Genomic DNA, 12474 nt, shown 5'->3' on the forward strand with positions numbered 1-12474 from the left:
ACAGCCATGCCATAGGCTGCCCCCTGGCAGCCGCGCCCCGCGCGCAACCGCTCTTTCCGCGGTCGTGCACGGATGTCGCGCGGCGCTCTCATCCGCCCGGCGAACCCGGGTTCTCACTGGGGGTTTCATCACTGTGCGCATGCGCAGCACTTCGGTCGCGACGGCGCTCGCGGTCGTCTTCAGCTCGGCGGCGCTGAGCGTCGTGGCGGCGGGGACCGCCTCGGCGGCCGGCACCACCGTCACCAACATCGGCGGGTTCGTCGTGGACGGCCCGCTCCAGCGGGTGTTCGTCGGCGACGCGGCGAACGGCCGCATCCTCGCCTCGGACTACAACGGCACCCTTGTCGACTCGAACGCCGGCCTCGGCAGCGTCAGCGACCTGGTCCTCTCGGACGACGGCAGCACTCTGTACGCGGCCCTGCCCAACACCCACCAGATCCTCGCCCTGGACCCGGCCACGCTGGATGTGCGGACGACGTACAGCATCCCGACCGACACCGGCCCCCGCCACCTGGCCTTCACCGGCGGCAAGGCGTGGTTCTCGTACGGCGACCAGTGGGACGGCGACATCGGCTCCATCGACCCGTCGGTGGACCCGGCCGGCGGGACCGACCCGGTGGCGATGGCGCAGTTCCCGACCGACGGCACCTCCGTCGGCCTCTGGGGCCCGGCACTGCTGGACACCGACCCGAACCGGCCGGGCGTCCTGGCCGTCGGTCAGACCGGCGGCGACTCCACCGACTCCATGGCCATCCTCGACGTGTCGGACGGCGCCCCCAAGGCCACCGCCTGGTACTTCGGCGACTACACCCTGAACAGCGGCATCGCGGACATCGACCTCGTGCCCGGCGCCGACCAGGTGCTCGTCAACGGCACCGACCGGGACGGGTGGGCGGACGGCAGGTTCAGCAAGGCCGGCTCCTACCCCGGCGCGTGGGGTGCCGACATCGCGCCGAACGGACTGGTCGCCCAGTTCAACGCCGGCAAGGTCGCGGTCTACCGGCCCGACGCCACCAAGCCGCTGCGCACCTACTCCGCCGGCTCCACCGACTACGCCGTCGGAAACCTGCGCTGGGCGCCGGACTCCTCGCGGATCTTCGCGCTGGTGCCGAACGGCAGCAGCTTCACGCTCAAGGCCCTGACCCAGCCGACGCTCAACGTGCCGACGCTCACGGTCAACGCCCCGAGCTCGGCGGCCCGCGCCAAGAAGCTCACCGTCACCGGCAAGCTCTCGGCGACGGTCCCGCTGCCGTCCGGCGCCAAGCTCTCCGTGACCCGTACCGACGTCGAGAGCCCCGGTGGGAAGGCGCTCGCGGCCGTCACCGTCAAGGCGGACGGCACGTACTCCTTCGCCGACACCCCGCCGGCCGGCGGCACGGTGACCTACAAGGTGACGTACGCGGGCGACGCCGGCCACACCGGGGCCACCGCCTCCGACAAGGTCGCGGTCTCCCGCGCGGGCACGAGCCTGAGCCTGAACAACAACGGCAAGCTGTACAACTACGGCGCCGACGTGAAGTTCACCGCGCACCTGGGGACGACGTACAAGAACCGCTCGGTCAAGATCTACGCCGACCCCTTCGGCGGCGACAAGGCCAAGAAGCTGATCAAGTCCGGCAAGGTGGACTCCCACGGGAACCTCACCGCCTGGGTGGACATGACCCGGGACACGGCGGTCTCCGCGGTCTTCGACGGGGACGGCCGCTACGCGCCCAAGACCGTGAAGGCCACGGCGTACGCCCGGGTCAAGATCTCCACCTCGCTGTCCAAGTACTACAAGACGGCGAAGATCGGCTCGACGTCGTACCGCTGGTTCCACAAGAACACCGGCCCGGTGTTCAACACGACCATGACGTACTACCCGGGCCGTGAGCACCGCCTGGACCTGGAGATCTACTACCAGGGGAAGTGGTACCAGACGGACTCGGAGTACTTCAGGCTCGCTACCAACGGCAGGACGGCCGTGCAGTTCGACGCCCCCGGCGAGTCCGGCATCCGGGCGCGGATGCGGTCGGTGTACGTCAACGGCTCGTCCGGCGACACCGTGAACTCCACGACCTACGGTGCGTGGAACTACCTCTACTTCAGCAACTGATCCACCGATCGGGGAACGACCGGGCCCGGAGGGAATGTCCTCCGGGCCTTCTCCGTTGGGGGTGGCAGAAAGTTCAACGCTCAACTAAAGTGGGCGCACAAGGAGGAGCCAACATGCCTGCAGTGACCGTCGAGAACCCGCTCACCCTGCCTCGGGTGGCCGCACCGGCCGACGCCGTGGCCCGTCCCGTGCTCGCCGTGACGACCGCGCCGAGCGGTTTCGAGGGCGAGGGTTTCCCGGTGCGCCGGGCGTTCGCGGGGATCAACTACCGCCACCTCGACCCGTTCATCATGATGGACCAGATGGGTGAGGTGGAGTACGCGCCGGGCGAGCCCAAGGGCACCCCCTGGCACCCGCACCGCGGCTTCGAGACCGTCACCTACATCATCGACGGCATCTTCGACCACCAGGACAGCCAGGGCGGCGGCGGCACCATCACCAACGGCGACACCCAGTGGATGACGGCCGGCTCCGGCCTCCTCCACATCGAGGCCCCGCCGGAGTCCCTCGTCATGTCCGGCGGTCTCTTCCACGGCCTCCAGCTGTGGGTGAACCTCCCCGCCAAGGACAAGATGATGGCGCCCAGGTACCAGGACATCCGCGGCGGCCAGGTGCAGCTGCTGACCACCCCCGACGGCGGTGCGCTGCTGCGCGTCATCGCGGGCGACCTGGACGGCCACGCGGGCCCCGGCATCACCCACACCCCGATCACGATGATCCACGCGACCGTCGCCCCCGGCGCCGAGGTCACCCTGCCCTGGCGCGAGGACTTCAACGGCCTCGCCTACGTGCTGGCCGGCAGGGGCTCGGTGGGCGCCGAGCGCCGCCCGATCCACCTCGGCCAGACCGCCGTCTTCGGCGCGGGTTCCTCCCTCACCGTCCGCGCGGACGAGAAGCAGGACTCGCACACGCCGGACCTGGAGGTCGTGCTGCTCGGCGGCGAGCCGATCCGCGAGCCGATGGCCCACTACGGCCCGTTCGTCATGAACACCAAGGACGAGCTCATGCAGGCCTTCGAGGACTTCCAGAAGGGCCGCCTGGGCACGATCCCTGCGGTCCACGGCATGACGGAGACCGGCCCGCAGGCATAACCGACACCCCCCGAAAGGCCCGGCGCAACCCCGCCCCGGGCCTTCCGCCTGCCCCCACCCGACCCCGCTTCTTCACCGGCCGAGGCGGGGGTGGGTGGGCGGAGACGTTGGGGGTCAGGGGGCGGAGCCCCGTGGTACGGCGGCCGGGGTGCGTTCACCCGGTGGGGGGCGTACGGCGGGGCATCCGTCGGCCTCGCATGGTCCGCTGGGACTCGTGCAGCTGTTGCCCGAGCCCGTACGCCGTTTCGCCGCATGGTGTGCCGTGCTGCTGCTGGCCGCCGGCGTCGGCTACGTCGGCATCCGGCTCTGCTCCGAGTTCCGCACCGCGGTCACCCCGGTCCTGCTCGCCCTGCTCGGCACCGCCCTGCTCGGCCCGCTGCACCGGCGGCTCGTAGGGGTCGGCGTGCACCGCTCCCTCGCCGCCGGCCTCACCTGCGTCGCGGTCGTCGCCGTGACCGGCGGTGCCGTCTACATCGTGGTCGCGGCCCTCGTCGACACCGGCGACCAGATCGTCGCCTCCCTCAAGCAGGCCGCGAAGTCCCTCGCCAGGCACTTCGGCGCCGCCGGGACCTCGGTCGGCGACCTGGCCGGCAGCGCCAAGGACCTGCTCGGCAAGTTCGGCGGCACCGCCGCCTCCAACGTCATCAGCGGTGTCAGCGTGGTCGGCGAGGGCATCGCCATGGCCGTCCTCGCGCTGCTGCTCGTTTTTTTCTTCCTGCGCGACTCGGACCGGGTCGTGGGCACCCTCAGGGCCCTGGCGCCCGGCGCCAGCGCCGACATGGTCGAGGCGATGGCCCGCAGGGCCTTCGAGGGCATCGAGGGGTTCATGCGCGGCACCACCGTCATCGCCTTCATCGACGCCGTCTGCATCACCGTCGGCCTGCTGGTCCTGCGCGTACCGGGAGCTGTCGGGCTCGGCGCGCTCGTCCTCGTCGGCGCCTACATCCCCTACCTCGGCGCCTTCATCTCCGGCGCGGTCGCCGTCCTGGTCGCCTTCGCCGACCGCGGCTTCGTCATCGCGCTGTGGGCGCTGGGCGTCGTACTCGCCGTACAGGTGCTGGAGGGGCACGTGCTGCAGCCCATGATCCAGAGCCGGACCGTGCAGATGCACCCGGCGGTGGTGATGCTGACCATCACGGCCGGCGCCTCCGTCGCCGGGATCCTGGGCATGCTGCTGGCCGTACCGCTCACCGCGGCCGCCTTCGGGGTCGTACACGAACTGCACGCCCGCTACGCCACCGGTTAGCCGCGGCCGGCCGGCGCCCCGCTACGCCCTGCCGGCCTCGTACAGCTCGAACCAGATGCTCTTGCCCTGCCCGCGCGGGTCGACCCCCCAGGCGTCCGCCAGGATCTCGGTCAGGACCAGGCCGCGGCCGGAGGAAGCCAGTTCGCCGGGGCGGCGCTTGTGCGGGAGGTCGTCGCCGGCGTCCGTGACCTCGACCCGCAGCCGCCGTTCGGGGGCCTGGCCGGAGACCTCGGCGAGCAGTAGCGCGTCCGCGTCGGTGTGGACGAGGACGTTCGTGAGCATCTCGGAGACCAGCAGCACCGCCGACTCGACCTGGTCGGGCGAACGCCAGTCGTGCAGCAGCTCGCGCACGTGCTGACGGGCCTCGGCGACCCGCTCGGGCTCGTCCTGGGCCACCGACAGCAGGGTGCGGCGGACCCGCGGCCGTACGGTCGGCAGCTCGTCGCCGCGGCCGGTGCCCGGCCGGGACAGCAGCAGGACCGCGATGTCGTCCTCGCGGCGGTCGGCCAGCGGCCCGGTGGTGTGATGCGAGGAGGGCCCGTGCACGGCCTGGACCAGCCCGTCGGCCAGTTTCTCCAGGTCGCCGTCGCCGTGCTCCTCCATGATCGCCCGGATCCGCTGCCAGCCGCTCTCCATGTCGTGGCCGCCGGTCTCGATCAGCCCGTCGGTGCAGATCATCATGGTCTCGCCGGGTTCGAGGGCGAACCGCGTCGTCGGATAGTCGGCGTCCGGGTCGATGCCCAGCGGCAGCCCGCCCGCCGTCGGACGCCGCAGCACCGTGCCGTCGGCCATCCGGATCGCCGGGTCGGGATGGCCCGCACGGGCGATCTCCAGCACCCCGGTCGCCGGATCCGCCTCGACGTACAGGCAGGTCGCGAACCGCAGGTCGGCGTCGTCCTCGGCGTAGGTGATCCCGTGCAGGAAACGGGAGGCCCGGGAGAGCACCGCGTCCGGGCGGTGGCCCTCGGCGGCGTAGGCGCGCAGCGCGATCCGCAGCTGGCCCATCAGCCCCGCGGCCCGTACGTCATGGCCCTGGACGTCGCCGATGACCAGGGCGTGCCGGCCGGACGGCAGCGGGATGATGTCGTACCAGTCGCCGCCCACCTGAAGCCCGCCGCCGGTCGGTATGTAGCGGGCGGCCGCGTCCATGCCGGGTATCTCGGGGCCCAGCGTCGGCAGCATGGAGCGCTGCAGGCCGTCCGTCAGCTCCCGCTCCGAGTCGGCGATGCCGGCCCGGGACAGGGCCTGCGCCAGCATCCGGGCCACCGTGGTGAGCACCGACCGCTCGTCCGGGGTGAAGGAGACCTGGTAGGTGAAGCCCGCCATCCAGGCACCCATGGTCCGCCCGGCCACGGTCAACGGCAGGAAGGCCCACGACTGGCGGCCGAAGCGTTCGGCCAGCGGCCAGGTCACCGGGTAGCGGGACCTGTACTGGTCGGCGGAGGAGAGATAGACGGCCCGGCCGGTCCGCACCACCTCGGCCGCCGGGTAGTCCGTGTCCAGCGGCATGCTGGTGAAGGGGCTGTCCTCGTCGATCTGCTGGCCGTGGTGGCCGATCATCATCAGCCGGTCGCCCTTGACCCCGAAGACGACCAGCCCGTCCGGGGAGAACCCGGGCATCGACAGGCCCCCCGCGACCCGTAGCACCTCCTCCGTGGACCGCGCCTCGGCCAGCGCCCGGCCCGCGTCCAGCAGGAACGCCTCCCGGGAACGCCGCCAGTCGCCGGTGACCGGATGCTGCACGGCGGTGCCGGGGGACGGTTCGGAGACCTCCTGGATGGTGCCGGTCACCCGGTACACGCGCTCCGCGGAGTCGTACACCGGCCGGAAACGGCTGCGTACGGTGCGGATCAGGTGACCCTGCTCGTCCATCACCCGCAGCCGGACCTCCCCGAGGGTGCCCTCCACCGCGGCCAGCCGGGTGATGCTGGTGTTCTCGTTCCAGTCCACGGGGTGGAAACGCGACCGGACCAGGGCCTCCGACAGCACGGACGCCTCGGCCGGCAGCCCGATCAGCCGGGCCGCCTCCGCGTCCGCGGTGACCAGCCCGGTGGCGGTGTCCCAGTGCCACAGCCCGGTCGCGAGGGCGGCGAGCACGTCCTCCACGGCGGGCAGGGGCTCGCCAGTTCGCATTGCCCTACTTTAAGAAGATGGGATCGGAGAGTGCCACTGTTTCGGGGCCGCATTAATGGTGGGGAGCCGATCTTTGGCTGCCCGGTACCCTTGATGGGTCCGGGCCCCGTGCCCGTCCCGGTCGAGGAGAGCACCTCGGCAGACCACGAAGACGAAGAAGAGGAACACCCGACGATGCATCGGTACAGGTCCCACACCTGCGGCCAGCTCCGCGCCTCTGACGTCGGCACCGACGTCCGGCTGAGTGGCTGGCTGCACAATCGGCGCGACCTGGGCGGCATCCTCTTCATCGATCTGCGCGACCACTACGGCATCACGCAGCTCGTCGCCCGCCCCGGCACCCCCGCGTACGAGGCCCTGGACAAGCTCTCCAAGGAGTCCACGGTCCGCGTCGACGGCCGCGTTGTTTCACGTGGAACCGAGAACATCAACGCCGACCTGCCCACCGGCGAGGTCGAGGTCGAGGTCGGCGAGGTCGAGCTGCTCGGCGCGGCCGCCCCGCTGCCGTTCACGATCAACACCGAGGACGGGGTCAACGAGGAGCGGCGCCTGGAGTACCGCTTCCTGGACCTGCGCCGCGAGCGCATGCACCGCAACATCATGCTGCGTACGGCCGTGATCTCCGCCATCCGCCACAAGATGGTCGCCCTCGGCTTCAACGAGATGGCCACCCCGATCCTCACCGCGACCTCCCCCGAGGGCGCCCGTGACTTCGTGGTCCCCTCCCGCCTGAACCCGGGCAAGTTCTACGCCCTGCCGCAGGCCCCGCAGCAGTTCAAGCAGCTGCTGATGATCTCCGGCTTCGACCGCTACTTCCAGATCGCGCCCTGCTTCCGCGACGAGGACGCCCGCGCCGACCGCTCGCCGGGCGAGTTCTACCAGCTCGACGTCGAGATGAGCTTCGTCGAGCAGGAGGACGTCTTCCGGCCCATCGAGCAGCTCATGACCGAGCTGTTCGAGGAGTTCGGCAACGGCCGCCACGTCACCTCGCCCTTCCCGCGGATCCCGTTCCGCGAGGCGATGCTGAAGTACGGCTCCGACAAGCCGGACCTCCGCGCCCAGCTGGAGCTCGTCGACATCACCGACATCTTCGAGGGCTCGGAGTTCAAGGCCTTCGCCGGCAAGCACGTGCGCGCGCTGCCGGTCCCGGCGGTCCAGGACCAGCCCCGCAAGTTCTTCGACCAGCTCGGTGACTACGCGGTCTCGCAGGGCGCCAAGGGCCTGGCCTGGGTCCGCGTCGGCGAGGACGGCTCGCTGACCGGCCCGATCGCCAAGTTCCTCACCGAGGACAACGTCGCCGAGCTCACCAAGCGGCTCCAGCTGGCCGCCGGGCACGCCGTCTTCTTCGGCGCGGGCGACTTCGACGAGGTCTCCAAGATCATGGGCGCGGTCCGGGTCGAGGCGGCCAAGCGCTCCGGGCACTTCGAGGAGGACGTCTTCCGGTTCTGCTGGATCGTCGACTTCCCGATGTTCGAGAAGGACGAGGACACCGGGAAGATCGACTTCTCGCACAACCCGTTCTCCATGCCCCAGGGCGGCATGGAGGCCCTGGAGACCCAGGACCCGCTGGACATCCTCGCCTGGCAGTACGACATCGTCTGCAACGGCGTCGAGCTGTCCTCCGGCGCCATCCGGAACCACGAGCCCGACATCATGCTCAAGGCCTTCGGCATCGCCGGCTACGACGAGGAGACCGTCGAGCGCGAGTTCGCCGGCATGCTCCGCGCGTTCCGCTTCGGCGCCCCCCCGCACGGCGGCATCGCCCCGGGCGTCGACCGCATCGTGATGCTCCTCGCCGACGAGCCCAACATCCGCGAGACCATCGCCTTCCCGCTCAACGGCAACGCCCAGGACCTGATGATGGGCGCCCCGACCGAGCTGGAGGAGTCCCGCCTGCGCGAGCTGCACATCTCCGTCCGGAAGCCGCAGCCGAAGTAGGGCACACAGGCACGCAGTACCAGCACAGCTGAAGGAAAGGCTCGAAACCGGCGTCGGTTTCGAGCCTTTCGGCTGCGCACCGCGCATTCACAGCTCTCTCCGATGTTCGCACCGGTCCGGTCTTGTCTACGGTCCCTGACCATGACAGACACCCACACCCCCACGGACCCCCGATCCCCGGACGACAGAGGGAAGTTGGCCCGCCGTACGGTGCTGGCGGCGGGTAGTGCGGCCGTCACCGCGGTGGGCGTCGGCAGCGCCTTCGCGGCGACCGACGGCACCGCCGCCGCGGCGACCGGCGCCGGAACCGGGGCCTCGTCCTCGGCCTCGGAAGGTGCCTGCTACACGCTGACCTCCGAGCTCGTCGAGGGCCCGTACTACATCGACGCGGACAAGCTCCGCCAGGACGTCACCGAGGACCAGGAGGGCATCCCCCTGCACCTCACCCTCAAGGTGATCGACGCGGAGACCTGCCGGCCGCTCAGGAACGCGGCCGTGGACATCTGGCACTGCAACGCGTCAGGCATCTACTCCGGGTACGAGGGGATGGGCAGCGGCGGCGGTGGCGGCACCCCGCCCACCGACGCGCCGACCGACGCGCCCACCGGCACCCCGACCGGGCCCCCGCCCGGTAGTGGCGGCGGCCACCAGGAGCCGACCGACGACACCCGCTACCTGCGCGGCACCTGGCACACCGACCGGCACGGGCAGGTCACCTTCAAGACCGTCTTCCCCGGCTGGTACCAGGGCCGGTGCGTCCACATCCACGTCAAGGTGCACGTGGACGGCGCGTGGACGGACGCGGGCTACGAGGGCGGCCACACCTGCCACACGGGCCAGCTGTTCTTCGACGAGAAGTCGGTGCTGCTGTCGGCCCAGGTGGAGCCGTACGCGAGCAACACCACCACCCGCACCACCCTCGACGAGGACACCATCTACCCGGACAACGGGCACGAGGGCGGCCTGCTCTACCTCAGGTACGACCGCCACCACATCGCCCGCGGTGTCCGCGGCCACCTGACCCTGGGCGTCGAACCGGACGAGACGAACAACGGCTGACGTCGACAGTCCCTGAGGCCGGCGCCCGGGGTTGAGGAAGAAGGGCCCCGGGCGCCTTCCGCGTGTGCGGAGTGTTCAGATCACCGAGAGCAGTCCGTTGCCGCCCAGAAGGGTGGGGAACGATGTCTGCGTGAGGCCGACCGCGTGTGCGGTGATGACGCGGCTGCCGGAGGCCGTCGGCCGGGTGGAGCCGCCGGGGAAGACCCACACGGCACCGGTGAAGTTGTTCTCGCCCGCCGCGCCGACGAACAGCTCTGGCTTGCCGTCCTTGTCGACGTCCCCGACCGAGACCGTCGTACCGAAGAAATCGTCGGTCTCGGAGGCGCCGGGGACGCCCGCGGTGTCCTGGGAGAAGGAGTAGGAGCCGGTGCCGAGGGCGCCGCTGCGGCGGCCGGGGACCACGGTCACCTGACCCGCCCGGCTCTTGGCCAGGCCCTCGTACGGCGATCCGATCACGATGTCCGCGAGGCCGTCCCGGTTGAGGTCGGCCACCGCCAGCGACGCGCCGAAGTTGTCGTCCTTCTCGCTCGCGCCGGGGACGCCGGCCGTGTTCTGCGTGATCTGCGCGGGCGTCGTGGCCGGCGAGATACCCGTGGCGGAGCCGTACCAGACGAGGATGCGGCCGCCCGTCGCTCCGTCCACGCCCGCCTTTTCCGGCTCGTCCGGGTCGCCGGCCACGAGGTCGGCGTATCCGTCGCCGTTGATGTCGCCGGAGGCCGTGATCAGGCCGTTGCCCTTGAGCGCATCGCCGTAGGCGGCGGTCGTGTAGATCTCGCCGCCGCTCAGGCCGCTGAGCCGGTCGGTGGACGAGGCGGGGTCGGGCACGCCGTCGCCGTTGAAATCGCCGAGCGCGACAGAAAGAGGGGACGCCGTGTCGTCGTTGTGGACGGCGGATCCGAACGTGCCCGTCCGGCTGAACGGTCCGCCGAAGGTCACGGTCCCGTCCCCGCCGGCGACCGCCACCCGCGTCTTCGACCCGGCGCCGAGGCCGAGCGCGGCGACGTCCTCGCCGTAGTGCGACGGGGAGGAGTACGGCGACGGCAGGTCCGTGCCGCTCGTCAGGCCGCTCCTGCTGCCCCAGAGCACGGTCACCGCACCGGATTCGGTGCCCTTCGAGGTGTCCTCGTACGGCGTTCCGACCACCAGGTCGGCGTAGCCGTCCCGGTTCAGGTCGGCGGTGGCGGTGGCGGACCCGAAGCCGTCGCCGGCCTCGCTGACACCCGGCACACCGGCGGTGTTCTGGGTGATGGTCTTCCGGCGGCTCGTCGACAGCCCGGAGGCGGAGCCGTACAGCACGACGACCGCGCCCGCGCCCTCCTTGCCGGACACGTTCGCGCCCGGCGCGGGCAGGACCGCGTCGCGGTAGCCGTCGCCGTTGAAGTCACCGGGCACGGCGCCGTGTACGGCGGCGGCCGGGACGGCCGGCAGCAGGACGCCGCCGACCAGAGCGGCGGCCACGAACGCGACCGCACTCCATCTGCGCATGAGTGACCCCCCTGTGGATTCACCGACTGCCCCATCGGCAAGGGCGTACGCGATCCCACCCCGCTCGCTCCCCCGCCCTGACGCAAGTGGACGGACTTTACCAGCAGTTGGGCGTGTCCATGCCGGTCAGGTGTCGTACCGGCCGTCCCAGGGCTCGCCGAAGCCCAGGTGGTCCGGGTAGAGCTCGGCCCAGCCGCCGTCCTCGTCGTCCTTCGCCACCAGGCCGAAGAACACGCCGTCGACCCTGAGCTGGAACGGGCGTATGGCGATGTCCTTGTACGTCCGCCTCGGCAGGCTGCGCAACATGCCCGCCAGGTGGGCGCGGGCCCGTGCCAGCACGGAGTCGGCGCCGTCCGGATCGAGCTGCTGCTCGGCCCAGCTGCCCGCACACCAGATCTGCGAGTCGCTGTAGTTGCCCTCCGCGTCGAAGAGATGCAGCACCGAGTAGAGCCGTTTCCGCTCCTCCCAGCCCTCGTCGAGCCGGAACCCCTCGGGGAACGCGTAGGTGACCGACGCCAGGAACTGCCCGCCGGTGTAGTGACCGATGGCCTCGGTACGGCCATGGGGCTCGTAGGCGATCGGGATGAGATCTGGGATTGCCATGGCGAAACCATACGGATGTGTTGTGGACATGCGGCTGTCGGGGCGTCGGAGAACGGCTGCCCCGGTCAACTTTCGCCGCTCGCTCCCGGGATGGGCACCACACTGCGGAGAACTTCACGACAACCTTTCCGATCTCCACAACCACAGAGGAGTGAGGCCCGTCCCGTCGGGCCCTGCCCAGCATTTCGGAAGTACGTGAGGACTCCCCCGCGGCCGACCTGCGCCGATTACGCGGCCGGCACGGGGTACTCGCTGTCCGCCTACCTGAGGGCGTTCGACCCGTCGACGTACGGCCGGGCCGAGCTGCCCTCCGGCACCCAGGAGTCGGCCCGCGCCGCCGCGCAGAAGAAGCAGGTCGCGAACGTCGTCTCGAGCACAACCAGTCCACCAGCCACGACAAGACGATGCTGATCGGCGGCAGCGACAGCGAACCGAGCGGCAAGCTGCGCGTCACCCTGCTGACCCGCGTGAGCCAGGTGCACCTCTACAACAACGTCTACGACGTCACGCCGCTCAACGGCTACACCCTGCAGTACAGCATCAACTCGCGCGCCCAGGCGCAGGTCGTGGCCCAGAACAACGTCTGGACCATGCCCGGCTCCGTCACGGTCGCCAAGCTCCTGAGCGGCGACGGCACCGGCTCGGCCGCGGGCGGCGGCAACCTCGTCAACGGCACGACGACCGACCTCGTCGCCGCCTACAACGCTGCCAACTCCAAGAAGATCAGGACGACCGTGAACCGGACGCCGACCCTGTCGGCGGGGGTGCTGACCGCGAGCTGAGAGCGGTCGGCCGCATCTCGGCGGACCCGGGCCGGCGGGAGG

The 12474-nt window shown here is 70.8% G+C and carries 8 protein-coding genes and 1 pseudogene; 6 read left to right on the forward strand and 3 right to left on the reverse strand.

The annotated features are described in order from the left end of the window. Positions 1-139: 139 nt before the first annotated feature. The 3 genes from AB0472_RS06580 to AB0472_RS06590 all read left to right on the forward strand — a co-directional run bounded on the left by AB0472_RS06580 (position 140) and on the right by AB0472_RS06590 (position 4432). A complete protein-coding gene (locus AB0472_RS06580; protein ID WP_366353925.1) occupies positions 140-2095 on the forward strand; it encodes an Ig-like domain repeat protein in 1956 nt (651 codons plus the stop codon). Positions 2096-2208: 113 nt separating this feature from the next. Next, on the forward strand, positions 2209-3186 hold the full coding sequence (locus AB0472_RS06585) for a pirin family protein (protein ID WP_366353927.1): 978 nt from the start codon (positions 2209-2211) through the stop codon (positions 3184-3186). Positions 3187-3400: 214 nt separating this feature from the next. After that, on the forward strand, positions 3401-4432 hold the full coding sequence (locus tag AB0472_RS06590) for an AI-2E family transporter (protein WP_366353929.1): 1032 nt from the start codon (positions 3401-3403) through the stop codon (positions 4430-4432). A 21-nt stretch (positions 4433-4453) separates the two neighbouring features. On the opposite strand, the gene AB0472_RS06595 is transcribed toward AB0472_RS06590, so the two are convergent. Next, positions 4454-6565, reverse strand: a complete 2112-nt coding sequence (locus tag AB0472_RS06595) for a SpoIIE family protein phosphatase (RefSeq protein ID WP_366353931.1) — start codon at positions 6563-6565, stop codon at positions 4454-4456. A gap of 174 nt (positions 6566-6739) precedes the next feature. Between AB0472_RS06595 and aspS the strand changes: the two genes are divergently transcribed. Both aspS and AB0472_RS06605 read left to right on the forward strand, forming a co-directional pair. Beyond that, positions 6740-8503 (forward strand): aspartate--tRNA ligase, encoded by a 1764-nt coding sequence (gene aspS, locus AB0472_RS06600; protein ID WP_366353933.1) that lies wholly within the window; start codon positions 6740-6742, stop codon positions 8501-8503. A gap of 141 nt (positions 8504-8644) precedes the next feature. Then, positions 8645-9562 carry an intradiol ring-cleavage dioxygenase gene (locus AB0472_RS06605; RefSeq protein ID WP_366353935.1) on the forward strand — a complete coding sequence of 306 codons (918 nt, stop codon included), beginning with the start codon at positions 8645-8647 and terminating at the stop codon, positions 9560-9562. A 75-nt stretch (positions 9563-9637) separates the two neighbouring features. On the opposite strand, the gene AB0472_RS06610 is transcribed toward AB0472_RS06605, so the two are convergent. Together AB0472_RS06610 and AB0472_RS06615 are read right to left on the reverse strand one after the other, a co-directional pair. Continuing rightward, positions 9638-11047 carry an FG-GAP repeat protein gene (locus tag AB0472_RS06610; RefSeq protein WP_366353937.1) on the reverse strand — a complete coding sequence of 470 codons (1410 nt, stop codon included), beginning with the start codon at positions 11045-11047 and terminating at the stop codon, positions 9638-9640. A 126-nt stretch (positions 11048-11173) separates the two neighbouring features. After that, entirely contained in the window at positions 11174-11650 is a 477-nt protein-coding gene (locus AB0472_RS06615; RefSeq protein WP_366353939.1) for a hypothetical protein, read from the reverse strand. A 200-nt stretch (positions 11651-11850) separates the two neighbouring features. Between AB0472_RS06615 and AB0472_RS06620 the strand changes: the two are divergent. Beyond that, positions 11851-12432: pseudogene (locus tag AB0472_RS06620) on the forward strand (hypothetical protein); the annotation flags it as partial. Positions 12433-12474: the final 42 nt, after the last annotated feature.

The organism is Streptomyces sp. NPDC086777 (genome assembly GCF_040702065.1).
GTDB lineage: Bacteria > Actinomycetota > Actinomycetes > Streptomycetales > Streptomycetaceae > Streptomyces.